The sequence below is a fragment of the Sphingomonas sp. Leaf9 genome (assembly GCF_001421355.1).
Classification (GTDB): Bacteria; Pseudomonadota; Alphaproteobacteria; order Sphingomonadales; family Sphingomonadaceae; genus Sphingomonas.
Map to the genome: position 1 here is coordinate 672608 of NZ_LMKC01000003.1, position 24966 is coordinate 697573.

Consider the following 24966-nt stretch of genomic DNA (forward strand, 5'->3'; position numbering starts at 1 on the left):
GCCGGCAATCCCAGACGGCTGCCTGCGCTGCCCCGTCCGGCAGCGCTAGAATCGTACCGTCATCGGCTGCCCGGTATAGGTCACCGTCCGCGTCGCCGGCATGTCGGCGGTTCCGCCGGGCGTGCCGGGTCGGACAAGGACCAGCTTCAGCTGGCGCGTGGCGGTCATGCCGGGAAAGCTGCCCTGTCGGCCACCGATCGTCAGCGTCCGGCGCGCATCGTTCCAGTCGAGCGTGTAGGTCGCACGCGCGCCGCGCTCATAGGCATAAGTCTCGTTATCGTCCTCATACAGCGTGAACGCGCCGTTCGCGCCGGGATAGACGCGGATTTCATACGCGGCATCGGGCTTTTCCGTCGCATATTGCTGAAGCGGCCCCAGCGGCAGGATCGCCCCGGCCCGGACATAGAGCGGCACGATATCCAGCGGCACGTTGCGCGCGACGTCACGCCCCCCGGACAGGCGTTCGTTGGTCCAGAAATCATACCAGCCCCCGGCGGGCAGATAGGTTCGCACCGACAGGTCCGGCCCGCCGCTGGCCTTCGCCGCCGCCGCGCGCAGCTCCGCCGGCCGCCGCCATGCGAAGCGCAGGTCACGCTCGCCGGTGCCCTGATAATATTCGATCCTGACCGGCACGCGCTGCCCCTTGCGCAGCGTCACCTTCGCGCTGCTGTAGCGCGAGCGGCCGCTGGCCCAGTCCTCGATCAGCTTGCGGCCGTCGACATACAGGCGGACGCCATCGTCGCCCTGCAGGCCCAGCTCATAATCGCCATCCTCCGGCGCCTCCAGCATCCCTTCCCAGCGGGCCGAGAAGTCGTCGAGCCTGGTAAGGCCCGGCGGCATCGCCTCCAGCGGCGGCGCGGGCCAGCGCTTGTCGATCGTCGCATCTATCACCTTGCCGACCGGCTTCTCGAAGGCCGTGTCGGCGAAATAGGTGCCGGCCAGCCCCGGCTGCCCGTCGGGCGTCGTCAGCGCACTCGCCGGGACGGTCGTCGCCGGTTCGGGTTCGGGTCGGTACATCGCCCGCGTCACCGGATGGACCAGCAGCGCCCCGCCGAACATGAAGGCATCGTTGACCGAATGGACCCGCGCATCGTCGGGAAAATCCATCGCCAGCGGCCGCATCAGCGTGTAGCCGTTGGCCGTCACCTGCCAGCCGTTCGCATAGATATAGGGCAGCATCCGGTAGCGCAGGTTCACCGCGCCAAGGAGCGAGGCGTAGACCTGCGGATCGAGCGTCTTGAACAGGTACGGCTCGCGTTCGATGTCGGTGCCGTGCACCCGCATCAGCGGGTTGAACGCGGCATATTGGAACCAGCGCGCGAACAGCTCGCGATAGATCGGGTTGCGATGCCCGCCGCCATAGCCCCCGACGAAGAAGCCGCCGGTATCCTGCGTCCAATAAGGGTTGCCGGTCACCGTCACATTGACCCCGCCCGCAACCTGGTGACGCAGCGTCTTCCAACTGGCCAGCGTATCGCCCGACCACGACGCGGCGGCGGTCCGCTGCGCCCCCGCCCACGCCGATCGGGTCAGCGTCAGCACCCGCTTGTCGCTGCTCGCGCGCTGTCCGTCATAGGTGCCCTGCGTCGTCATCAGCGAATAGACGTTCAGATAGCGCGAGAAGTTGCCAAGCGTGTTTCGGCCCAGCGACTTGATATCGGTCACTGCCGCCTTCGCATCGTGCATGGCGGTGCTGACCTCCACCTCGGTCCCGTCCATCCACAGCGCATCGACGCCTTTGTCGAGCAGCCCGGCCTTGGCATGCTTGAAATAGATCTGCCGGCCAAGCGGGCTGAACGCGTCATAAATCCGCGCCTGCTTCGATATCCAATGGAGCGGTGCGAAGCGCAGCCCGTGCTGGTCGAGTTCCTTGCCCAATGCGGTATCGTTGCCGACCGATGGCCAGATCGACACCATCAGCTTCAGGTTCAGGTCATGGATGCGCTTGATGGTGCGTTCCGGATCGGCGAAACGGGTCTTGTCCCACGTCATCCCGCTCCAGCTGCCGTCGTTGCCGCCCCAATATTGCCAGTCCTGCACGATGTAATCGAGCGGGAAGCGTTCGCGGCGAAACGTCTCGGCCACCTCCAGCAGCCGGTCCTGCGTCGGATAGCGTTCCTTGCTCATGAACAGCCCGAACGCCTGCTTCGGCACCATCGGCGCGGCACCGGTCAGCGCGCGATAGGACTGGATCACCCCGTCCATCGTATCGGCGCCCATGAAATAATAGTCGACCCCGCCGGGCGCGCTTTCCGCCCATAACCGCGTGCCACGTGCGTCGTCGGCGAAGCGCATGTGCGAATAGCTGTCCCACAGCACGCCGTATCGGCGGCTCGACACCATCACCGGAATGATGATCCCGATATTGGTCTGCACCAGGTCGAGCGCCGTGCCCCGGCGATTGATCGTCGCATCGTCGGTAAAGCCGAAGCCATAGATCGCCTCGTCCGGGCGCAAAGTGAAGCGGTTTTCGGCTTCGTAGCTCGGCGCGTCGGCGATCGTGACCGGCTTCACCGTTTGCGGCTGCGCGGCATCCTCCCGCGTGAACAGCTTGCCACCCGCATCGAAGAAACTGGTCGCGCCGCTGCGCTTGTCGACCGACAGCCGCAATCTGGCGGTCGCGATGGTCAGGGTCCCCGCCGCCTCGGTCACGGTGAACGGCACGTCTGCCGGCCGCGGGAGCACGACCAGGCTGCGGGCGGTCCAGTGGTTGCGCCCGGTATTGCTGTTGATCCGCACCGTCGCCGGACCATAGAACAGGATCGTCTTCACCACCCCGTTCACGCGCAGCTGCACGCCGTTTTGCAGCCGGACATGGCCGAACGCACCGGATGGCAGGGTCGGGACGGCGTTGGGATGGCCGTTCACATCCAGTCCGGTCGGTGCCGTCACCGCCGCCGCGGCCCATGCCACGCCCCCGCCGACCATCGCCACGGGCATCGCGCCCGCCAGCAACGCGGCTTGTGCCATTCGACCGATCATCATCCCCGCCCCTTTTTATAAGATAATACATCCTATCGCGGCGGGGCGGAATGCCAAGGGGGCGATCAGCGCTGCTTCTTGGTGATCGTCGCGGTAAAGTCCGGGTCCTTCTTTGCCACCCAATCGACGAATTTGCGGACGTTCGGATTGTCCAGCAGGCCCGTCACGTCCATCCCATGGCGCTGCAATTCGGAATTGGTGAAGTTGGAGATCACCGTCTGCTGGCAGATCGGATGCATCGGCACGACGTCGCGACCACCACGGCTCTTGGGCACCGGGTGGTGCCAGACGATGGTCTTGCCGGTCGGGCGGCCGCACAGCCAGCACGGGACCGGCGCGGGCGGTGCGTCGTCCTCCTGCGGGAGATGGTCGTAGGGGTCCTGCTTGGAACGTCGTGCCATGGTTCGATCTGACTGCCTTGATTTTCCCCGCCTGTAGCGAAGCAATCCGCCGCGTCCTATGAAAAGCTGCTGCCCCAGGCGCCGCGATGCGCAGACGGCCGGGGCGTCCCGGCTACCCGCCCCGATAGGCGATGCCACGCTCCAGACCGCGCAACTCCGCCAGCCCGCGCATCCGCCCGAGCAGCGAATAGCCGGGATTGGTGATCCGGTGCAGATCGTCGAGCATCTGGTGGCCATGGTCAGGGCGCATCGGGATACTGCGCCCCTCGCGCAGCGATAGCCGGTGGACCGCCGCCATCACCGCCGCCATGTCGGCATCGCCGTCCAGATGCTCCGCCTCGTGAAACGCACCGCCCGCTTCGCGCTGGACCGATCGCAGGTGGAGGAAACCGATCCGGCTACCCAGCCGGTCGACCATGCCCGGCAGATCATTGTCGGCACGCACGCCGAACGATCCGGTGCAGAAACACAGCCCGTTCGATCCATGGGGCACCCGCGCGAACAGATCGGCGACGTCCGTCTCGGTACTGACCACACGCGGCAGGCCAAAGATCGGGAACGGCGGATCGTCGGGATGGACGACCAGCCGGATGCCCAGCGTATCGGCAAGCGGGCATACCGCCTCCAGAAATGCGACGTGGTTGTCGCGCAGCCGGGCGGCATCGATCCCGGCATAGGTTTCGATCGCGCTCAGGAACTGCGCGGATGTGAACCCCTCCTCGCTGCCCGGCAGGCCGGCAAGGATCGTGCGCTCCAGCGTTTCCCGCGCGGTGGCATCCATCGCCGCATGGTGGGCCTCGGCCGCCGCACGCATCGCCTCCGGATAATCGGCCGCCGCGCCGGGCCGGCGCAGGATGAACAGGTCATATACCGCGACCGCCACCGGATCGAACCGCAGCGCCCGCGCGCCATCGGGCAATTCCCAGCCAAGGTCGGTGCGCGTCCAGTCGAGCAGCGGCATGAAGTTATAGGTGACGACATCGATGCCGCACGCCGCCAGATGGGTCAGGCTCTGTCGATAATGGTCGATCAGCCGGTCCCAGTCGGCCGAGCGGGTCTTGATCCCCTCGGCGACCGGCAGGCTTTCGACCACCCGCCATTCCAGGCCGGCCGCGACGATCATCGCCCGGCGGGCAGCGATCGCGTCGCGTTCCCAGATCGCACCGTTCGGGACGTCGTGCAGTGCGGTGACGATGCCGGTCGCGCCGGCCTGGCGAATGTCGCGCAGGCGAACCGGGTCCTTCGGCCCGAACCACCGCATCGTCTGGGTCATCAACATGGGTCTTCGCCTTTCGAACCACCGGGCGATACGTGGCGTAGCGCGCGGTGGGCGTGGCGAAAAGACAGGGACGCCGCATGGACGCCCCTGTCCGGCGTCGTTATCGGCGCGGCGATCGGCTCCGCTGCTGCCGCCAGTCGATGAACGCCTCGACCGCGTCGGTCTGGATCAGGCGCACGCCGCTGTCCGCCAGCCGACCCCATATCGCGTCGGGATCGCGCGCCGCCTCGACATCGCCGCCCAGGTCGGTGACGAAGCCTTCGAACAGGGTGTTGACCCACACCGTCACGCCGGCCCGCCGCGCCGCCGCCACGCTGGCGGGCAACGTCGCCAGCGGCAGGCGGGGCAGTTCGACCGCAATCGGCTTGCGCGGCCCTCGCGCCTGCGCGGCGATGATCGCCGGCACGTCGCCCGCCTGGGGGGCGCCGGTGATCGGGATGATCGCAAAGGGTACCCTATCGTACGGCGCCATCGGCGCGAGCGGCGATGACCCGATCCCGGCAAAGGTCTTGACGATCACCCGGTCGGTGGCGCCCGCCCGGCGGACAGCATCGACCACCTCGGCATAGATCGCGTCCTTGACGTCGAGGTTCAGGACCACCCGCCCCCTGGCCAGCGCCAGCAGTTCGTCCAGCGTCGGCACCCGCTCGTCGGTCAGCCGCGCGCCGGCGCCGCCTTCATCGTCGCGCAGCCGCAGCGCGCGGATCTGGGCCAGCGTCAGGTCGGCGACCCGCCCCTTGCCATCGGTCGTGCGGTCGACGCCTTCGTCATGGACCATCACCAGATACCCGTCGCGGGTGCGCCGGACGTCGGTTTCCATCACCTCGACGCCCATCGCGGCACAGCGCAGCAGCGCCGCCCGCGAATTTTCGGGCGCGGTGCCAAGGCCGCGCCTAGGAGCCGCGGCATGGCACCCGCGATGCGCGATCGCGATGATCCCACCCCCGGGGTCACCGATGCGGCGCATGGTGTCGGCCGGGGCCGCCTGTGCCGCCGAAGCGACGATACAGGCAGCCAGCGTGGCGATCAGCGACCGGATCACCACTTGCGGCTCACGATCAGGCGGAAATTGCGCCCGAACAGCGGCCGGCCGAAGATCGCGGTCGGCACGCCCTGTCCGAACCGGTCGCCCGCCGTATTGCCCTCGGTAAAGCCATGTGCGTTGGTGATGTTGTCGCCGACGACCTGCACCTGCCAATCGCCGCTGGTGGCCGTCGCACCAAGGCCGGACGCGCCATAAGCGGGTAGCGCGGTGCTGTTGAAGAAGTCGGTGTAGCGCCGGCTGACATAATCGTAGCGGCCATAGACGCTGACCGCTGCCCCACCGACGTCGAGGTCAACGGTCGGACGGACGTTCAGGAACAGCTTGGGCTCGCGGATGATCTGCTTCCCGCTCGCCCGGCTGCCATCGGCGCCGGTATTGCTGCTGAAGTTCAGGTAGCGCGGGTTCTGGAACGTGACCGATCCGGCAAGCGAGAACGGCCCGGCGACGCGCAGCTGCCCATCGGCCTCCAGCCCCCTCGTCTCGGCGGTGCCGATGAAGTTCGTCACCTGATCTGCGCGGCCGGTCGCCGGGTTGAACGCGGCGAAGCTGGCGTTCAGCGGATCGAATTTCGTATAGAAACCGGTGACGTACAGGTACGACCGCCCGGCCGCGAACTTGACGCCCGCCTCATACAGCTTCGCCTTGGTCGATACGATCGCGGCCGTCGGATAGGTGAGCGTGATGGTGGTGTTGGGCGGCACCTCCAGCTGCGACGCGCGCAGATACGCGCCGATGTTGCCGGTCGCGTCGTAATTGGCGCCGATCGTCCAGTTGGTCGCCTGCTGCTTCAGCTTCAGCGTACCGATCGCGCCGGTGAACCCGCGGGTGCTGTTGTCGGCCAGCGTGGTGGCATCGCCCAGATTATAGTTCGCCGCGATCCGCCCGAACCCGTCATAGCTGTACCATTCATGCCGCAGCCCGGCATCGATGCGCAGCCGGTCGGTCACGTCCCACGTGTCGGTGCCGTATAGCGCGATCAACTGCCCGTCGGCCGCGCCGCCGCCCAGCGTCGATGCTTCCGCCAACGCGCCCTTGTCGGTGACGAAGCCCAGCACGTTGCCGGCGGCGTCATAGGCGGCGAGGTCCAGCGTGCGCGGCCGCGACTTCACCTCGACCAGCAGATTCTGATACGCGTTGAACGTCTTCTGGCCCCAGAAAGACGTGTAGATGCCTGCGCGCAGGTCGTGGCTGCCAAAGCCGGTGTCGACCTTGCGCGTGACCGACAGGTCGCCCTGCGTCGAATGGAAATCGTTTTCGATCGAACGATATTGCGCCTGCATCACCAGCCCGGAATCGGCGGCGGGATCATAGGCGGACGCACCGTTGGTCACAGCGACGCTGTAGCCCAGCCGGCTGACGTTCGCCCCGAAAGCGGTGGTTGCCGCCGCACGGAAGTTGTTGGCGAACGTCGTCGCGTCGACCGGGTTAGACGTCGAATAAAAGGCGTCGAAATGCAGCTTGCCCTGCGTCACGCCGCCCTTCGCCGACACATGCCAGTCGCCGAAATCACCCTCGTAATTCAGCGCGACATTGCCGAAGCGGAGGTGCCGGCCATTGGCCAGGTCGCCCCGCTGGTTCTGGATCACGCCCGCGCCGTCGCGATACTTGATGTTGACCTGCCGCAACGACGGGCTGTTCAACGTGCCGTTGAAATAGTCGATATATTTGTCGAGGCTGACCGAAGGATCGCGCGGATCGGCGGTCGGGATCGACAGGTAGAAGACATTGTGGTCGTCGGTATATTGCCCCGACAGCTTCACGAACCCGTTGGACAGGTCATGGCGGATATTGGCGCGGATCTGCCCGCCGCGATCCGACGGAAAGCCCGAGTCGCGATAGCCGTCATGATGACGCAGGAAACCACCGACCGCGTAATAGGTGTCGTCGGACACCGGCCCCGCCTGATAGGCCTCTAGCCGGTAAAGGCCGGTATCGCCCAGCGTCAGCTGCGCCTTGCCCCGCGTGGTCGCGGTGCCGGTGACGGTGATGACATTGGCGATCGCCGCCGCCGTGCTGGCATAGATCGGCGCCGGACCACCGCGAACGACCTCGATCCGGTCGGTCATCAGGTCGAGGCGGTTCATGCCGTCGCCCTGGTTGAAGAAATAACCGTCCAGTTCCTGGAACAGCGGCAGGCCGTCCTGCTGGTAATACAGGAACCCGCGATCGGTCGGGATGCCGCGCACGCGGGTGATGTTCTGCACTTCGCCACCGGTCGCTTCGGCATGGATGCCGGGCAGCGTGCCGATCAGGTCGGTCGTGCTCTTGGGCGCGATCTTCTGGATTTCGGCCTGGCTAAGCGAATTGACCGCATAGGATACGTCGAACCGGCGCTGCTGGCGGGCGGAGCCGGTGACGATGATGTCCGAAGGCGGCGCATTGTCGGCGGCTTCGGCCGTGGTGGTCGGTGCCGCCGGCGCGGTCTGCGCGGTCTGCGCGGCGGCGGTCTGGGTACTGACGAGCAGCGCGATAAGCGCGACGCCCCCGTGGAAACTGGTGTGCATTGGTAAACCCCCGGTCATTTCGATGGAGGCCCCTTGGTCGCGTTGCATGACAGTTTTATTTGCTTACACGCAATTAAATCGCCCGCTCACACCGGGGTGTGTTGCGCGGTGACGGCGTGGATCGGGATCATCGCCGCGCCGATCACCACCGCCTTGCTCCCGATCGGCGAGGCAAGCACCGGCGGTAGCGCGGCGCGATAGTTTTCGTCGCGGTGCCGACCGATCTCGTCCAGCCCCGCGGCGATGGTCTGCAGCAATGGCAGTGGCAAGGCACCCGACAGGATGATCGCGCCGGGGTCCAGCCAGACGATACCGCTCAGCACCGCCTGTTCCAGCTGTTCGATCACCCGCCGGGTCCAGCGGTCGATCACCGGGCGGTGCGTCTCCATCAGCGCGTCGATGTCCGCCAGCGAATCCACGTCGATCCCCGCCTCGCGCAGGGTCCGGAGCAGGTCGATCCCCGACGGCCGCGCGTCCTGCCCCGGAAACAGCCGACCGACCTCGCCGGCATTGCCATGTTCGCCCAGGAACAGGTCGCGCTCGGCGATCAACCCGCCGCCGACGCCATGTCCCAGAAACAGCGTCAGCACCGATCGATAGCGGCCGATGATCCCGTCCTGGTAATATTCGGCCAGCGCCGCAACGCTCGCGTCGTTCTCGATCCAGACCGGCATGCCCAGCGCGTCGCCGATGATGTCGGCCAGCGGCACATCGTCCCACCCCGCCAGCCGGTCGACCACCGCCCGGCGGTTTCGATCGCCCGGCAACGCATAGCCCGGCACGGCGACCCCCAGCCCCAGAAACTTGCCGCGCATGAAACCGTGCGTCGCTGCCAATGCCTGCAACCGTGTCTCGACGACCTGCGCAAAGACACGCGGATCGGGGCTGTCGAACGGCGTCGTGTCGTGGACCAGCGGCCGCCCCCGGAAATCCACCAGCACCAGTTCCAGCCAGCCGAGATGCGGCGTCGCGCCGATCGCCCAGCCGCCCCGCCCCGACACGGTCAGCGGCACCATCGGCCGGCCACGCGCCACCGCCTCCGGCGTCTCCAGTTCCTCGATCAGGTCCAGCGCCAGCAGCGATTGCGTCAATCGCGTTACCGACGCCCCGTTCATTCCCAGCGCCTGTGCCAGCCGGGTGCGCGGCGCAGCCCCTTCGATCCGCAACTGCATCAACAGGCGACGTTGCGGCTCGCTCAGCGGGATCGGCGGTCGGTTTGGGCGGGTCATCCGGCCGCGATATAGTTGCAGCGTGTCAAATAAATGAAATCGCCTGCCAGTAGGGGCCGGGTCCATGCAGAGCGCCGCCGCCCCTTCCCGATCGTCCCTGCCGACCAAAATCGGGTACAGCCTCGGCAATCTGGGCAAGAGCGTGGTGTGGACCAGCTTCGATAATTTCATGCTGTTCTACCTGGTGACCATCGCCGGGCTGCCACCACTGCTGGCCGGGGGATTGCTGGCGGCGGCGATGCTATGGGACGCGCTGTTCGACCTCGGCATCGCGCTATGGGCCGATGCGCATGGCGGCGGCGACCGGTTGGGACGGTTGATCGTCATGGGTGCGCCGATGTGCGCGATCGGGTTCTGGCTGGTCTTCGCCCTCGACCGGCCGCTGGCGATCGCCGGGGCGATCCTGCTGTGCCGCATCGGCTATTCGCTGTGCGACGTCGGGCACAATACCCTGCTGGTGCGGGTGGCGCGGACGCCCGCCGATGCGACGTCGGTGTCGGGCTACCGCCTGATCTTCAGCGCGTGCGGCGCGGGCCTCGTCGCGCTTGCATCCACCTGGAGCCTCGCGCCGGCCAGTGCGGCCGCACAGCAGGACGCCTTTGCGAGCGGCGCGGTGATCGGCGGGGCGCTCTATGCCATGACGCTGGCCGCCGCGCTGGTCGCGACGCGGCATCTGGGCGGGCGGACTCGTGCGCCACACGCGCTGTCACCGCTCGTCAGGCTGCGCGGGCTGTGGGCCCACCGACCGTTTCGCGGGACGCTGCTGGTCGTCGCGGTGCAGGCCGGGCTGGTACCACTGTTCCTGCGCACGCTCCCCTTCTTCGGACAGGCGGTCCATCAGGATGCGGGCTGGGCGGGCCCTGCGCTCGCGACGATCACGCTGGGCCAGTCGCTGTCGCTGCCCGGCTGGATGGCGCTGTCCCGCCGCCTGCCCCCGGCTGCGATCGCGCGGATCGGGCATGGCGTGGCGGTCGTCGCGATGGTCGGCCTGATGATCGGATCGCGCGGCATCGCCGGGACGCTGTTGCTCCTGCTGCTCGGTGGTGCGCTCGCCGCGATAAACATCGCGATCTGGGCGATGCTGACGCTTGCGGTACACCGCCCCGCCGGGGAAGCCGCCGCGGACGAAGCCACCCCGGTCGGCCTGTTCCTCGCTGTGCTGAAAGGGGCCGCCGCGGTCGGAAACCTGCTCTCGGCGACGATCGTCACGATGACGGCGTCCCCGATGGCAGGTTCCGACGACCGGTCGCTGCTGGCGGGCAGCGTCCTGCTGCTACCGGTCGCGGGGTGCCTGCTGGCGCTATGGTTTCTCCGCGCGCCGCCCGATCAGAAGTTGAGCCGCACCCCCAGCGCATAGCGCGGGCCATAGGTTTCGAACGAAATCACCCGCTCCTTGTAGACCGAATAGAGAAACGTCTTTTCGTTGAACAGGTTGAGCCCCTGCGCGAACAGCGTAACCTTGTCATTCAGCGCATAGTTGATGCTCGCGTCCCAGATGCCATACGCATCGACATTGACCGGCTGGCCGCGATTGCCCTGTTCGGTCTGCTGGTACGCATTGCGGTAATTATACGCGATACGCGCCTGGAGCGGTCCCTTTTCATAAAAGGCGACTGCGTTGTAGGTCGTCGCATCGGGATCGACCAAGCTGATGTTCGCCTGCACCCCCAGCCCGTCCAGCGGCGCGGGCAGCCCGGTGAAGGTATATTGCCCCGAAAACTCGATACCCTTGTAGCTGCGGCTGCCGATATTTTCCGGCCGCGTCCGGCGGAAATCGAGGCCCAGCAACTGGATCGTGGTCGTGGTCGATTCGGAGATGTTGCTCAAATCCTTGGCGAACAGCGCGACGCTCAGATAGCTGGACCGGTCGAGATACCAAGTCAGCGCCGCATCGTAATTCCACCCGATCATGGGTTCCAGACCCGGATTGCCGTCGGTGATCGCCCGTTCGCGCGGGCGCGGGTTGATGTTGCGGATGAGCAGCAGGTCCGAAAGCGTCGCGCGGGTCAGCGTCTTGGCGACCGCCGCCTGGAACACGAGGTCCTGCGCCACGTCGAGCTTGAAGTTCAAGCTGGGCAGCCACTGGCTGTACGACCCCTTGGCCGTGATCGGCTGCGGGTTCGACAGGTTCACGATCGGATCGCCCCCTCCCTGCGGCGTGGTGATGTCGAGTATCTCCTGCCCGACCCCGCGCGAGGTGACGTCGGTACGGGTATAGCGCAGCCCGATATTGCCACTCCATGGCCGCGACCCGAAGTCGCCACCGAACGATGCCTCGACATAGCCGCCGATGGTGCGTTCCTGCGCCGACCCGCTATTGCCCGGCACCGGAATGACGCCGAACCCGCCGCCATTCGCCGCCAGCGCCGCACGCGCCGCCGCCGGATTGGCCAGTTGGTTGATCGCCGCATCGCTCAGCAGATATTTGGCAAGATCGGCGGCCGAATAGGTCGGATAGGCGCTGTCGAACATGCCGGTGCCGAGGAAGTTGGTGGCATCCGCCGTCCCGGTGAACACGCTCGACGGGATCGACACGCCTGCCCCGCAATACAGGCATTGCAGCGCATCGGGCGTCTTGAACGAGAAACGCGATTTCTTGCGGTCGGAAACGTTCACGCCCCCCGAAATCCGCCGGACGATGCCGCTGTCGACGTTCCACTTTAGGTTCGCATTGCCCTGATAAATCTCGTCCTCGACGCTGACGCCTTCATAGGTCAGGAACCCGGCCTTCGCGTTCGACGTGTCGAGGATGTTGCCGAGGCCCGTATAAACCGGCATGCCCGCAGGCCCGATCGCGAACTTCACGGCAGCGGGCGAATAGCTGGGCGTCGCCAGGTTACTCTCGAACCACGCCTGGTTGCCGCCGGTATCGTCCTTCGCCTTGGACCAGGAGAAATCAAGCGTGCCGGTCAACCGGTCGGAAGGCGTCCACGCCAGATTGGCACCCGCCTGATAGGTGGTGGCAAGGCGCGGGCGAATCTGGTTGGTGAACATGGGGCCGGACGCGATGCCGGTATAGCTGGTGACGGTATTATTCTGGTCGACCGTCGCGGCGGTTACGTCACCCGGCCCGCCATAGACGAAGAACACCTTGTTATCGTCGTTCACGTCCAGCTTCGAATACAGGCCGTCGAGCGTCACCAGCAGTGCGTCGCTCGCCCGCCACTGCGCGGTCAGCAGGCCCGACATGCGTTTGCGATTGGTGCGGTTGGTGCCCCATTCGACATAGGTCGGAATGGAGACGCCGCGAAACTCGGGCGTGCCATCCTTGTTCAGATCGAGATTCTGGTTCGCTTCCCACCCGTCGGTGAAGATGCGCTTACCCTCGATCTTGCGGTCGATATACGAAAACGCGCCGAGGATCCCGAAGTCTCCGCCGCCAAAGGTCTTGCTGACCAGCCCCGAAAACTGCGGCGAAAATTGCCCGCGCAGCTTGTCGTAATTGGCCTGTGCCGACAGCGCGACCTTGCCGTCCTTGAAGTCGAACGGCCGCGCGGTGTACATGTCGACCGTCGACGCGATCCCGCCCTCTATCTGCGACGCGGTCGGCGTCTTCGACACATCGACCCGGTTGATGAGTTCGGCGGGCAGGATGTCGAAGCTGAATTCGCGCCCCTGATTTTCGGTCGCAAGGATGCGGCCATTATACAGCGCGGTGCTGAACGCCGGCCCCAGCCCGCGCACGGTGATGAACTGCCCCTCGCCATTGTCGCGCGAGATGGTGACGCCGGGAATACGCTGGATCGCCTCGGCGATATTCTGGTCGGGCAGCTTGCCGATATCGTCGGCGACGATCGAATCGACGATATTGTCGGCATTTCGCTTGATATCCGTCGCGCGGCGCAAACTTTCGCGCAGGCCGGTGACGATGATTTCGCCATCGTCGGTCGCGGTCGCGGCATCCTGTACCGCACCGTCCGGGGCCGTCGGCGGCGGGGTTTGCGCCAGCGCCGGGGTGGTGGTCAGAAAAATGGCCGAGCCGGCCAGGCTGAGCAGGCGGAACCGCTTTACGGGTGACATGCCGTATCCTCTCCCTATCGCTTCCGGTTCGCGGCCGTTCGTGCGGCCATTATCTCGGAAGATGGGTTAGGTTTAACGATCAACCTAGTGGGCGGCAAGCCATGTTGTGCGCTACCGTACCGTAAAGATGGGACGGGTTAGGACGCCGGATCGGATCGGCGAGCCAGGGAGGCTATCCGCCCGCCGGAAATACATGGACGACGTCGAATTCCTCGCACCAGAGGTCCATCGTCTCGGAATAGAGGCCCAGCTCCTCGAAGAAGCGCCGATGCTCCTGTCGCCAATAGGACAGGCTCAGGTCCCCTTCACCCTCCTTGCGGGCGAAATCCTCGGAAACTGCGTTGAACGAAATCAGGCGAAGGCTGACCGTCTCGACGATGGCCCGCGGCTGCCCGCTCCCGTCGCAGACAATGGATCGACGTCCGGGTTCGGTCTGCTGGCCATCGGCGGCGGACCAGCACGTCGCCGTCTTCCTGCCGCACAGCACGAGCTCACACAGGACATCGGCAAGCGCGGGAGTATCGCCGAAGGAGAATCGCTCAAAGATCTGCCAGTCGGCGGGAGGGAAGTCCTGCAACGTGATGTAAGGCACCCTCTGTATCAGACCGGCGAGTGGAACGGCACTCGCAATGCCGACCGCTAAGCCCTTAAAGCAGCGCCCACACCGCATAACCGGTCAGCAACACCGCCGCCGCTGCCGACATGCCGAGCAGGATATAGCCGATATAGTTCATGATCGGCGGATTGGGGCGCTCGGCACGCTGGTTGTGCGACGCCGCCGACAGTACGAAACTTGCCAGCAACCCATATGTGAACACCGCCGTCTCGACCATTGCCCGCTACATCCTTTGCCTGCTTCGCACGGATGCGCCCCCCGACACACCGCCTGGCGCGGCTAAATCATAGCGGGCAGCCGCTAGCAATTGGTTAAGCGGGAACCGATCGCCCGGTTCGGACGTTTCAGCGCATTTTTCTCAAATCACCGCTTGTCCGGCCGCGTCGAACACCAGCATCCGCGCCGGATCGGCATGGAGCGTGATCGACGCGCCGACGGCATGATGCCCGTCCAGCTTCGCCCGCAACGCATCGCCCGACGGCAGTGCGCCATAGAGATAGGTGGAATGGCCCAGCGCCTCGACCGCCTCGATCGCCATGGTAAGCGCAATCGCGTCGCCGCCGCCAGCCAAGGTGATATGTTCGGGCCGCAGCCCCAGCGTCGCCCGGTCTCCGACCGCCAGCGCCGCGCCGCGTGTCGAGGGAACACGCACACCAGCCGCCATCTCGAACAGGGTCATCGCCCCCTCGCGCGCCACCACTACCGCGTCGAACAGGTTGATGCGCGGGCTGCCGATAAAGCCGGCGGTGAAGACGTTGGCGGGCCGGTCATACACCTCCAGCGGGGTGCCGACCTGCGCAATCCGCCCCTTGTCGAGGATCACCAGACGATCGGCGAGCGTCATCGCCTCCACCTGGTCATGCGTAACATAAATCATCGTCGCGCCCAGCCGCCGGTGCAGCGCCGCTAGTTCATGCCGCATCCGCACGCGCAGGTCGGCGTCGAGGTTGGACAGCGGCTCGTCGAACAGGAACAGCTCCGGGTTGCGCACGATTGCCCGGCCGATCGCCACCCGCTGCCGCTGCCCGCCCGACAATTGATGCGGCATCCGGTCGAGCAGCGCGTCCAGTTCCAGCACCTGCGCGGCATGCGCGACCTGCTGCGCGATGTCCGCCTTCGCGACCCGCATGTTCTTCAGGCCAAAGCTCAGATTCTCGCGCACGGTCATATGCGGATAGAGCGCGTAGGATTGGAACACCATCGCTACGCCGCGGTCGGACGCCGGCACGCGGGTCACGTCGCGGCCGCCGATGCGGATATGGCCGCCGCTGACCGTTTCCAGCCCGGCGATCATCCTGAGCACGGTCGACTTGCCGCACCCCGACGACCCGACCAGCACCACGAATTCGCCGGCCGCGACGTCCAGGTCGATGCCGCGGATCGTGTCGACCCCGTCATAGGATTTGGTCAGTCCCTCCAGTTGCAAGGCGCTCATTCGATCTCAAGCTCCCATGCCGCGGCGCTGCTGTCGCCCGCGACGAATTCGGCGGCGATGCGGATCGGCGATCCCGCCTTGCCCGGTTCGCGCAGCAACGCCTCGGCCGCGCGGCGCCCCTTCTCGACGGCGTTCTGCCGGACGGTGGTCAGCCGCAGCCCCTCGCGCGGGCGGCCGGGTGGGTCAATCCCGTCATAGCCCGTCACCGACATGCGCCGCGGCACCGACAGACCCAGCGCATCGCACCGCGCCATCACCCCGTATGCCAGCCGATCAGAGAAACAGACCATCGCGGTCAGGTCATGCTGCCGCCGGAGCAGCCGGTCGACCGCGCGCGCGCCGCCTTCCTCGTCATTGGGCGTCTCGCACACCAGAATGCCGTCGGCCGGCACCCCGGCGGCGTCGAACGCATCGCGGCACCCCAGCACGCGTTCGTGGACGACATGGTTTTCGTCCGACACATCGCGGTCCAGCGCGAACAGCTCGCCATGGTCCTGCGACCACGGAAAGGTAACGATGGCGATATTGCGATGGCCGAGCTCGATCAGGTGCGCGACGACGCTGCGCATCATCTCGCGGTCGTTGGTCAGCACGCTCGGCAATTGCGGCGCGTCGAAATCGACGACCACGGTCGGCAGGCCGCGCGCGAGTGCCTTGCGGATCGTCGGATGGCTCCTGTACGGCGCGTTGAGGATGTAACCATCGACGATCGCGGTCAGGTTATCCAATCGTTCCGGATGCTTGTTGTTGAGCGGGATCAGGACGATGTTCGCCCCCTCCTCCTCGCACACCGACGATATCCCGCGTAGGAACGCGATGTCGTGCGCGTCGGTGAAAGCATAGCTCAGTTGGTCGTTGAACAGCACGCCGATCGCGCCGCACCGCCCGGTGCGCAGCGACCGCGCGGCCGGGTTCGGTCCTTCGTAATGCACGGTCGCGGCATGGGCGAGGATGCGGTCGCGCAGGTCCTTCGACACCTTGGCCGGGTTGTTGTACGCATTGGACACCGACGTATGCGTCACGCCCAGATCGGCCGCGATCGATTTCAGCGTGGCGCGTTTCGCGCGGGCCATGGCATCCTCTCCGGGTGGTTGCTCCACCGTCCTGCACCCTGCCTAGCCCGATGGGTTGACAGCCGCAACCGTCAATGTTTAACGATAAACACACCACCCGGCAAATGGGGGTGATGGAGAGGAGCGACCGCATCGCATGGCCGCCAAGCCGAATACCCCCCGCTCCGCCCTCCTGCTGGCGCTCGCCCTGGTCGCGACGCCCGTCCCAGCGCTCGCCCGGCCGCAGACGCCGCCATCCGCCGGGCAGGTCGCGCCGCGCGTCAACCTCGCCCATTTCGATCACCTCTATGCCGAACGCGACCTGGGCGGCGAACGGGTCGGCATCCTGCATATCTACAGCGAGGCGCCCGACTATCGCTTCGCCATCGAACCGCGCGAGGGCTATACCTGCGTCGACGACGTGGCGCGCGGGATCGTGCTGCTGTCCGCCGGCAATCCGGACGCGAAGCGGCGCCACCAGATCGAGATGCTGACCCGCTTCGTCCTGCACATGCAGGCGGACAACGGCTATTTTTACAATTTCCTATGGGGCGACGGGCGGATCAATCGCGACTATCGCACCTCGCTGGCCGAGCTGAACTGGTGGTCGCTGCGCGCGCTATGGGGGCTGGAGGCGGCGCTGCCCCATCTATCGCCCGACACCGCGCAGCGTGCCCGCGCGGCGGCCGACCGGTTGGTGGCGAACCTGACCCGCGACCTGCCGGTCGCCGCGCGTGGTATGACGATGGTCGAGGGGCTGACGATCCCCACCTGGCTACCGCTCGAGTCCGGGGCCGATGCCGGATCGACCGCACTGCTGGGCCTGCTGCCGCATTACGCCCGCACCCGCGATTCGGCGACCGCCAAGCTGATCGGCCGGATCGGCGACGGACTGGTCGCGATGCAGGCGGGGGACGCCAAGCGCTTCCCGCACGCCGCGCATCTGAGCTGGCGCAACAGCTGGCACGCTTGGGGCAATGCGCAGGCCTATGCGCTGCTCCGCGCCGGCAAGGTGCTCGGCCGGCGCGACTTCATCGACAGTGGGTTGCTGGAGGTCGATCATTTCTATCCCTATCTGCTGCGCAGCGGGATGCGGTCGTCATTTACGCTGTCGCAGACCGCCAAGGGCTATACGCCGCGCGAGCAACAGCGTTATCCGCAGATCGCCTATGGCCTGACCCCGATGATCCTTGCCGCGACCGAAGCGTACCGCCAGACCGGCCAGCCGCGCTATCGCACCACCGCCATGCAATTGGCCCGCTGGTTCGCCGGCAGCAACGACGCGCGCCGCCCGGTCTATGACCCCGCCACCGGGCGGACCTATGACGGCATCGTCGGCCCGACCCGGATCAACCCGAACTCCGGCGCGGAATCGACGATCGAGGGGCTGTTCGCGCTGACTGCACTGGCCGGAACGCCGCTGCCATGACCACCCGTCGCGAAACTCTCCTGATGGCGCTCGGCGCCGCGGCGCTGCTCACCGGGTGCGGGCGGCAGGCGGCGGAGCGGCGCACCGATCGCATCCTTTTGTGGATCGCGCCCAATGCGGCCGAGGAGAGTTTCTGGAAGGTCGCCGTAGCAAAATGGAATGCCGCGGGCCTTGGTCTTCCGGTGCAATTCACCACCATCCCCACCGCCGGCAATTCGGAAGATACCGTGCTATCGGCGCTCGTCGCCGGCACCGAACCGGACCTGTGCACCAATGTCTTTTCGGGGTTCGCGGTGCAGCTGGCCGCGTTGGGACAGGTCGCCGACCTGGCCGCAATGCCCGGCTATGACGCGCTGGTCGAGCGGCGGCACATGCGGTCGATCATGGCCGGATGGGCACAGGACCGCCGTGTCGCGGCGCTGCCGATCTATTCCAGCCCGACGCTACTGTGGTGGCGGGCCGACCTGCTGGAAAAACATGGCCTCGGCGCGCCGCCCGCGACCTATGCCGATGTGTACCGCTTTTGCGAACGCTATGCCGTGCGCCAGTCGCGTTACGGGATGCAGGTGATCGCCGGGCGGGCATGGCAGGATCGCTGGTTCGACTTCATCTCCTATTACTACGCCGCCAGCGGGGGGCAGCCCTATCTGGCGGGCAACCGCGCCATCTACGACAACGCCGCCGGAAGACAGGCCGCCGGGTTCGTCGACCGCATGTACCGACAGGGTTGGACCGCACTCGACTTCGATGCCGAGGAGCCTTTAGTCTCCGGCCTTGCCGCCGGCGCGGTACGGGGCCCGTGGGATGTCGAGCGGTTCGCGAACATCTATCCTGAGACGCTGGCGCGGATCGCGGTCGGCCCGATGATCGCCCCGGCGGTCGGCGACGCCCCCGCCGCAACCTTTTCCGACAGTAAGGGCGCGGTGATCTTTCGCAGCAGCCGGGTGCAGCGCGAAGCCTTCGCCTTCCTGTCGTGGGTGCTGGGTGAGGAGGCGCTGAACCTGTTGTGGTTGCAACGCACCGGCCTGTCCCCGGCGCGCGACGACCTGCTGAGCAACCCCGCTTTTGCCGATTATTATCGCGGCAACGCCATCGCCCGCGCCTATGCTGCCAATGTCGCGACCGCGCGGCCGCCGGCCCTGTCCGAACAGACGATCGATATCCAAAAGATCATGAGCGCGCGCCTCGTCGAACCGCTGATGCTGGGTAGCGCGAAGCCCGCCGAGGCGTTGGCCGACGCGGTCGCACGAACCGACCGGATGCTGGAGGTGGCAGCATGAGGACTCGTGAACCCCTGTCGCGCGAAGCCATCGTCGGGCTGTCGCTCACCGGCGCCTATCTGCTCTTTACCGCCGTCTTCTGGGCCTATCCGTTCTTCTGGCTGGCGAAGCTGTCGGTCACCCAGTGGCGCTTCTTCGACGAGCCGGTGTTCACTGGTGCCCGTAACCTGTTGACGACGTTACAGGACCCGCAATTCCTGCAATCGCTGTGGAACGTGGTGCGCTTCCTCGCCTTCTACCTGCCGATCGCGTTCGGCGGGGCGCTGATCGTCGCCTTCGGCCTCCGCCATGTCGGGCGGGGCAAGGGGTTCGTCGCGCTTTGCTTCCTGCTGTCCAACGTGTCGTCGGGTGTCGCGCTGTCGCTGGTCTTCGCGAAGGTGTTCAGCTCGACCGGGCCGTTCAACACGATGCTGTTCGAGTACGTAGGCGTGCGGGTGCCGTGGACCAACGATCCGACGCTGGCGATGCTGGCGATCGCGCTGGTCGTCGCGTGGAAGTTCGTCGGCTATTATGGCCTCATCCTCTATTCGGGGCTGCTTGCGATCCCGAAGGAAATCTACGACGCCGCGCGGCTCGACCATGCCGGCCCATGGAAGCGGCTGACCCGCATCACCCTGCCCATGATGAATCCGCAGCTGATGATGGTGCTGACCTTTGCGATCCTCGTGTCGTTCGGGCTGTTCACCGAACCGTTCATCATCACCGGCGGCGGCCCCAGCGACAGTACGTCGACGCCGCAGATGATGATCTACGAAACCGCGTTCCGCCGCCTGCAACCCAGCCACGCCGCGATGATGAGCATCCTCGTCGCGTTGGTCACCTATGGCCTGGTCCAGCTTGCCCGGCGGCTGTTCGAACGAAAGGTGGTGCTGGCATGAAGGCGTTCCTTGGCCGACGCAGCCTGGGGGGATGGGTGGCGACGATCGCTATCTATGCGCTGGCACTCACCTGGCTCTATCCCTTTGCCTGGATGGTCGCCGCATCGCTCAAACCCGCCGCGCAGATCTACAATACCGGCCTGTTCGAAGGGGATTTCACCTTCGACAATTTCGCCTTCCTGCTGGAAACGGCGGACAAGCTCGACCGGCCGTTCGTCGGCGCGCTCGGCATATCCGCGCTGGTGACGCTGACCGTGACCGCCTCGGTGCTGCTGACCTCGGGCTTCATCGCCTTCGCGCTGGCGCGGATGCGGTTTCCGGGGCGCAAATTGTTCGGCGATTTCCTGCTGTTGCAGATGGTCATCCCGACCAGCATGTTCATCCTGCCGTTGTTCGTGCTCGTCAAGGAAATGGGCCTGCTCAACAGCCTGTGGGCGCTGATCCTGCCATCGATGATGTCGGGATGGGGCATCTACATGATGTCGCAGTCGTTCCGGACCATGCCGGAGGAGTATTTCGACGCCGCCCGGCTCGACCGCGCCAGCCTGTGGCAGACGGTGACGAAGATCGTTGTGCCCTTGAACAAATCGATTATCGCGATCGTCGCCCTGTTCACCTTCACCGGCACCTGGGACAATTTCCTGTGGCCGCTGATCGCGATTTCCGACACCGATCGCATGCCGCTGTCGGTGCTGCTGGCGACGTTTAGCAAGCAATATGGCGGCTATGCCGGACCGGTGATGGCCGGCGCAGTGCTCCAGACGCTGCCGCTGGTCCTGCTCTTCCTCCTCTTCCGACGGCATTTCCTGCAAGGCATGTCGCTCTCGCTCAAATAGGACGCCCCCATGCTGCAGCGCCATCCGCGCAACCCCATCGTCGCGCCCGAAACGGTTGCCCCAAGCCGTCCGAGCTGGCGGATCGACGGTACGTTTAACGCCGGTGTCACCCGGTTCGGAGACGAAACGATCCTGCTGGTCCGGGTCGCCGAAAGCGTCATCGCCAAAGACCCCGACCTGGTGATCGTCCCGCTGCTGGAGGAGGCAGGCGGCGCATGGCAGTGCACCACGCGCAGCTTCCGCCGCGACGATCCGGCCTATGACTTCAGCGACCCGCGCATGGTCCGCTCGCGCGCCGACCCGCGCGAGGTGTTCCTGACTTCGCTGTCGCATCTCCGCCTCGCCCGCAGCACCGACGGCGCGACCTTCGCGGTCGACGACGCCACGTTCCTGTTTCCCGCCAACCGCAGCGAACGCTTCGGGTGCGAAGATGCGCGGATCACGGCGATCGAGGGGCGCTGGTACATCAACTATACCGCCGTGTCCGACCTCGGCATCGCCACCGCGCTGGCGGTGACCGACGATTTCCTATCCGTCGAGCGGTTGGGCATTATCCATGCGCCGGACAATCGCGACGTGTGCCTGTTCCCGCGCCGGATCGGCGGCCATTACTGGTGCCTGCACCGCCCTGCACCGCTCCATCTCGGCACGCCCGAAATCTGGATCGCCAAGTCGCCCGACCTGCTCCACTGGGGCGACCACCATCACCTGGCGGGCCGCAGCGGCACCGGGTGGGAGTCGATGAAGATCGGCGGCGGTGCGCAGATGATCGAGACCGATCGCGGTTGGCTGCAAATCTACCACGGCGTCGATGCCGATCAACGCTACAGCCTAGGCGCGCTGCTGCTCGACCTCGACGACCCGCGCATCGTCCGTGCGCGCCTGGCGCAGCCGCTGGCGGAGCCGGTCGAACCGTATGAGGTCACCGGGTTTTTCGATTCGGTGGTGTTCAGCTGCGGCGCACTGATCGTCGGCGACGAATTGCGCGTCTATTACGGCGCGGCCGACCGGGTGATGGCGCTCGGCACCGTGCCGCTCGCCACTTTGTGGCAGGCGATGGGGGTATGATGCACCAGACTGAACTTCCGCGCATCCGGACCCGCTACGCCGCCTTTGCCAGCGCCCCGCCCAGCGGGGAGACCCGGCGGCTGCACTTTGCCGGGGTCGACGGGCTGGACGTCTACAATATTTCCGCACCGTTCGCCTCCGCCGGGCGGCGGGTGATCGCCGGACGGGTCGAACCGCGCGACAGTGAACATTCGATGGCCGTGTTCTTCGAGGAACGCGACGGCATCTGGCACCCGATCCCAAACGCCCCGCGCTTCGCGTTGCAGGATCCGTTCGTCACCGTCATCGGCGGCGAACTGGTGTTCGGCGGGGTCGAGGTGCGCTTCGGCGAAGGGCTGCCCGAATGGTGGACGGTATTCTATCGCGGGGCCGACATCTTCACCCTCGAACCCTTCTTCGCCGGGCCGCTGGGGATGAAGGACATCCGCCTGTGCGAGCTTGCCGACGGACGGATCGCGGTATTCACCCGGCCGCGCGGGGCGAAAGGCGGGCGCGGCACGATCGGCTACACCGAAGTAGCTTCGCTCAAAGCACTGACCGTAGAGGCGATCGACACCGCACCAATGTTGACGGACATGTTTCACCCACTGGACTGGGGCGGCGTAAACGAACCGCACCTGCTGGCAAACGGCGAAATCGGCCTGATCGCGCACGCCGCGTGGTTTGAGGACGACACGATGTACAGCGCGCGTCATTATGTAGCGATCGCCTTCGTCTTCGACCCCACCACGCGACACTGGCGCGACCTGCGAGTCATCGCCGGGCGCGGGCAGTTCGGCACCGGTGCGGCGAAGCGGCCCGATCTGGTCGATGTGGTGTTTTCTTCCGGCATCGAACAGGTTGGGCGCGTGACCCGATTCTATGCCGGCACCTCGGATGCCGAGGCGCACTGGGTCGACATCGCCTATCCCTTCGACGTGCCGCTGGCCGACCGGCGGTTCGTTTCGGAGACACTGAACTTGCTCGGGGCAGCCGATGGCGCGATGGTGATCGGAGGAACAGGTCGGGGATGACTCGGCGACTATCCCGGCACCCTACCGGCGGCGATCTCATGTGGTGAATACTTCTCCGTAGCTGACGATCTTCATAATGCTTAGCCTGCCCGGCACGAACCATTCTCGATAGCTGGCAGGATTTACGATTAAGACGGAAACCCTGCGAACCTCCATGCGCCACCGTCTCGGCCGAATACACGCTATGCGTACGCCTGATGTACCCCGTTTCTTCAACCATCTGGACTAGAGACCGCTCCTTCGAAGGGACGAACGGAATGAAGCGGAAGCACTTTCCGGAAAAGTAGATCATCGGCATTCTAAAAGAGGCCGAGGCGGGTGCAGTGGTGACGGAGCTGTGCCGCAAGCACGGGATTTCGAGCGTGATCTAGTACGGGTAGAAGGCCAAGCTCAGCGGCCTAGAAGAGTCCGACGCAAAGCCTTTGCAATCGCACTAGGAGGAGAACGCCGGTCAAAGCGGCTGCTGACGGACAGGTCCAGGCGACATTGGGGATGAGCCAGCAGCGAGCGTGCACGGTCGCTGGCGCCAAACGCTCGAACATGCGGTATCAGTCATACTGGGGGATGGTGGCGATCCTATCGGTTACGGCTATGCGAGCTGGCGCAGTCACGTCGGCGGTTCAGCTATCGACCGCTGCACATCCTTTAGTGGCGGGACGGTAGCACGATCCACCGCAAGAATACCCCGCGGCTCTACCATGAGGAGGGTCTGACGGTCAGGCACCGGAAGGGACCAAGCCGCGCCACAGTCAACCGGGCGCTCTTGCTGGCGTTTACCAATCAGCGCTGGACCCTGGACTTCCTCCACGACCAGCTTGTCGGTGGCCGGCGGTTCGGTGTGCTCAATGTCGTCGTCGACGTAGCGCGCGAATGCCTGCGGGCCGTGGTGGATACCTCGATTTCGGGCCAGCGCGTCGTGCGCGATCTGATCGCTGATCGCTGATCGTGGCAGGCGAAAGATGATCGTCACCAACAATGGTACCGAGATGACGTCAAAAGTAGTGCTAGCCCGATCGGGCGATGTTGGCGTCGAATGGCAGTACATCTCGACAGAAAAGGCAATCCAAAACGGGTACATCGGAAGCTTCAGCGGCGATATGCGCGCAGAGCTATTCAACGAGACGCTGTTTTTCACGGCTCGCCAGACTCGACCCCAGCGCGCCGGGTGGACGACTGCAACACCGAGCGGCCGCACTCGTCGCTCGACGACACTACCCCGGCCGCCTTCGCTGCCGGGCATGAATAGCAACTGGTGGGGTTAAAACCATGCCAGCTGCTTCGCCTGCGCTCGTGCGCGACGACGACAGTCGTTCTCTGTTTGCCGCTGGATGAAAGACTGCGGCTGATGCGGAACGGCGACGCTGGGGGCCGGCGTCGCCTATAAAATTGGCCGCATATGAGATTCCCCGGCTGAAATCGGCGTTCTCGGCGAAGGCTAAGCTTAGCCCGCGCGATAGACGAGGGGNGGCCGGCGTCGCCTATAAAATTGGCCGCATATGAGATTCCCCGGCTGAAATCGGCGTTCTCGGCGAAGGCTAAGCTTAGCCCGCGCGATAGACGAGGGGCCCGAGCCCTGGTCGACAAACGGCCGGTTCGACCGAATGTCGGGCGAGTGCCGTTTGTAGCGCAGCCCGACGGGGTTGCTCGGCGTCACGATAGGATTGGCAGTGTACGGACATCATTGTCGGCAGAAGCCGTGTGCCACCGCAGCCGTTCCGCCACATCCGGGCGCGGGCTGGCAAGCCGTTGAGCCAGAAACGACAACGCCGCCCCGAGGGGCGGCGTTTGTAGTTTTGTGACGTTGGTTGCGGGGACAGGATTTGAACCTGTGACCTTCAGGTTATGAGCCTGACGAGCTACCGGGCTGCTCCACCCCGCGACACCTTGGTCGCCCTTGCG

Annotated in this window: 19 protein-coding genes, 1 tRNA gene and 1 pseudogene; 9 read left to right on the forward strand and 12 right to left on the reverse strand. The window is 65.7% G+C overall.

From position 1 onward, the window contains the following. Nucleotides 1-45: 45 nt before the first annotated feature. The 6 genes from ASE58_RS10875 to ASE58_RS10900 all read right to left on the reverse strand — a co-directional run bounded on the left by ASE58_RS10875 (nucleotide 46) and on the right by ASE58_RS10900 (nucleotide 9440). Nucleotides 46-2982 carry a TIM-barrel domain-containing protein gene (locus ASE58_RS10875; protein WP_235513585.1) on the reverse strand — a complete coding sequence of 979 codons (2937 nt, stop codon included), beginning with the start codon at nucleotides 2980-2982 and terminating at the stop codon, nucleotides 46-48. A gap of 65 nt (nucleotides 2983-3047) precedes the next feature. Then, entirely contained in the window at nucleotides 3048-3383 is a 336-nt protein-coding gene (locus tag ASE58_RS10880; protein ID WP_055756816.1) for a hypothetical protein, read from the reverse strand. A 112-nt stretch (nucleotides 3384-3495) separates the two neighbouring features. Beyond that, nucleotides 3496-4662, reverse strand: a complete 1167-nt coding sequence (uxuA, locus tag ASE58_RS10885) for a mannonate dehydratase (RefSeq protein WP_055820940.1) — start codon at nucleotides 4660-4662, stop codon at nucleotides 3496-3498. A 100-nt stretch (nucleotides 4663-4762) separates the two neighbouring features. Continuing rightward, the gene (locus tag ASE58_RS10890) at nucleotides 4763-5704 is read right to left on the reverse strand and encodes a glycerophosphodiester phosphodiesterase family protein (RefSeq protein WP_055821175.1); all 942 of its coding nucleotides are present in this window, start codon (nucleotides 5702-5704) and stop codon (nucleotides 4763-4765) included. Next, the gene (locus ASE58_RS10895) at nucleotides 5701-8211 is read right to left on the reverse strand and encodes a TonB-dependent receptor (protein ID WP_055820942.1); all 2511 of its coding nucleotides are present in this window, start codon (nucleotides 8209-8211) and stop codon (nucleotides 5701-5703) included. Before ASE58_RS10895 ends, ASE58_RS10890 begins: the two co-directional genes overlap by 4 nt. Before the next feature lie 86 nt (nucleotides 8212-8297). Then, a complete protein-coding gene (locus ASE58_RS10900) occupies nucleotides 8298-9440 on the reverse strand; it encodes an ROK family transcriptional regulator (RefSeq protein ID WP_235513586.1) in 1143 nt (380 codons plus the stop codon). 64 nt (nucleotides 9441-9504) lie between these two features. Here ASE58_RS10900 and ASE58_RS10905 point away from each other — a divergent pair, with 64 nt between their 5' ends. Continuing rightward, entirely contained in the window at nucleotides 9505-10797 is a 1293-nt protein-coding gene (locus tag ASE58_RS10905) for an MFS transporter (protein WP_055820947.1), read from the forward strand. On the opposite strand, the gene ASE58_RS10910 is transcribed toward ASE58_RS10905, so the two are convergent. The 5 genes from ASE58_RS10910 to ASE58_RS10930 all read right to left on the reverse strand — a co-directional run bounded on the left by ASE58_RS10910 (nucleotide 10767) and on the right by ASE58_RS10930 (nucleotide 16584). After that, on the reverse strand, nucleotides 10767-13460 hold the full coding sequence (locus ASE58_RS10910) for a TonB-dependent receptor (RefSeq protein ID WP_055820949.1): 2694 nt from the start codon (nucleotides 13458-13460) through the stop codon (nucleotides 10767-10769). The genes ASE58_RS10905 and ASE58_RS10910 overlap by 31 nt on opposite strands. A gap of 172 nt (nucleotides 13461-13632) precedes the next feature. Then, the gene (locus ASE58_RS10915; protein WP_200909336.1) at nucleotides 13633-14052 is read right to left on the reverse strand and encodes an ASCH domain-containing protein; all 420 of its coding nucleotides are present in this window, start codon (nucleotides 14050-14052) and stop codon (nucleotides 13633-13635) included. A 55-nt stretch (nucleotides 14053-14107) separates the two neighbouring features. Beyond that, a complete protein-coding gene (locus ASE58_RS10920; protein WP_055756828.1) occupies nucleotides 14108-14293 on the reverse strand; it encodes a hypothetical protein in 186 nt (61 codons plus the stop codon). Nucleotides 14294-14434: 141 nt separating this feature from the next. Beyond that, complete coding sequence (locus ASE58_RS10925) at nucleotides 14435-15511, reverse strand: ABC transporter ATP-binding protein (RefSeq protein WP_055820952.1); 1077 nt, start codon at nucleotides 15509-15511, stop codon at nucleotides 14435-14437. Continuing rightward, complete coding sequence (locus ASE58_RS10930; protein WP_055820956.1) at nucleotides 15508-16584, reverse strand: LacI family DNA-binding transcriptional regulator; 1077 nt, start codon at nucleotides 16582-16584, stop codon at nucleotides 15508-15510. The genes ASE58_RS10925 and ASE58_RS10930 overlap by 4 nt, the downstream gene beginning before the upstream one ends. 136 nt (nucleotides 16585-16720) lie before the next feature. Here ASE58_RS10930 and ASE58_RS10935 point away from each other — a divergent pair, with 136 nt between their 5' ends. The 8 genes and pseudogenes from ASE58_RS10935 to ASE58_RS18580 form a co-directional block, all read left to right on the forward strand. Beyond that, nucleotides 16721-17992: a hypothetical protein gene (locus ASE58_RS10935; protein ID WP_055820958.1), complete on the forward strand. Its 1272-nt coding sequence runs from the start codon at nucleotides 16721-16723 to the stop codon at nucleotides 17990-17992. 23 nt (nucleotides 17993-18015) lie between these two features. Continuing rightward, on the forward strand, nucleotides 18016-19272 hold the full coding sequence (locus ASE58_RS10940) for an ABC transporter substrate-binding protein (protein WP_055820961.1): 1257 nt from the start codon (nucleotides 18016-18018) through the stop codon (nucleotides 19270-19272). Beyond that, complete coding sequence (locus tag ASE58_RS10945) at nucleotides 19269-20150, forward strand: carbohydrate ABC transporter permease (protein WP_055820963.1); 882 nt, start codon at nucleotides 19269-19271, stop codon at nucleotides 20148-20150. The genes ASE58_RS10940 and ASE58_RS10945 overlap by 4 nt, the downstream gene beginning before the upstream one ends. Next, nucleotides 20147-20986: a carbohydrate ABC transporter permease gene (locus ASE58_RS10950; protein WP_055820966.1), complete on the forward strand. Its 840-nt coding sequence runs from the start codon at nucleotides 20147-20149 to the stop codon at nucleotides 20984-20986. Before ASE58_RS10945 ends, ASE58_RS10950 begins: the two co-directional genes overlap by 4 nt. A gap of 9 nt (nucleotides 20987-20995) precedes the next feature. Then, a complete protein-coding gene (locus ASE58_RS10955; RefSeq protein WP_200909337.1) occupies nucleotides 20996-22054 on the forward strand; it encodes a glycoside hydrolase family 130 protein in 1059 nt (352 codons plus the stop codon). Further along, entirely contained in the window at nucleotides 22054-23067 is a 1014-nt protein-coding gene (locus ASE58_RS10960; protein WP_082467958.1) for a DUF1861 family protein, read from the forward strand. Before ASE58_RS10955 ends, ASE58_RS10960 begins: the two co-directional genes overlap by 1 nt. Before the next feature lie 296 nt (nucleotides 23068-23363). Beyond that, a complete protein-coding gene (locus tag ASE58_RS18575; RefSeq protein ID WP_443024658.1) occupies nucleotides 23364-23438 on the forward strand; it encodes a hypothetical protein in 75 nt (24 codons plus the stop codon). A 79-nt stretch (nucleotides 23439-23517) separates the two neighbouring features. After that, a pseudogene (locus ASE58_RS18580) lies at nucleotides 23518-24197 on the forward strand (DDE-type integrase/transposase/recombinase); the annotation flags it as partial. A 672-nt stretch (nucleotides 24198-24869) separates the two neighbouring features. On the opposite strand, the gene ASE58_RS10970 reads toward ASE58_RS18580, so the two are convergent. After that, nucleotides 24870-24946 (reverse strand) — tRNA-Met (locus ASE58_RS10970). Nucleotides 24947-24966: the final 20 nt, after the last annotated feature.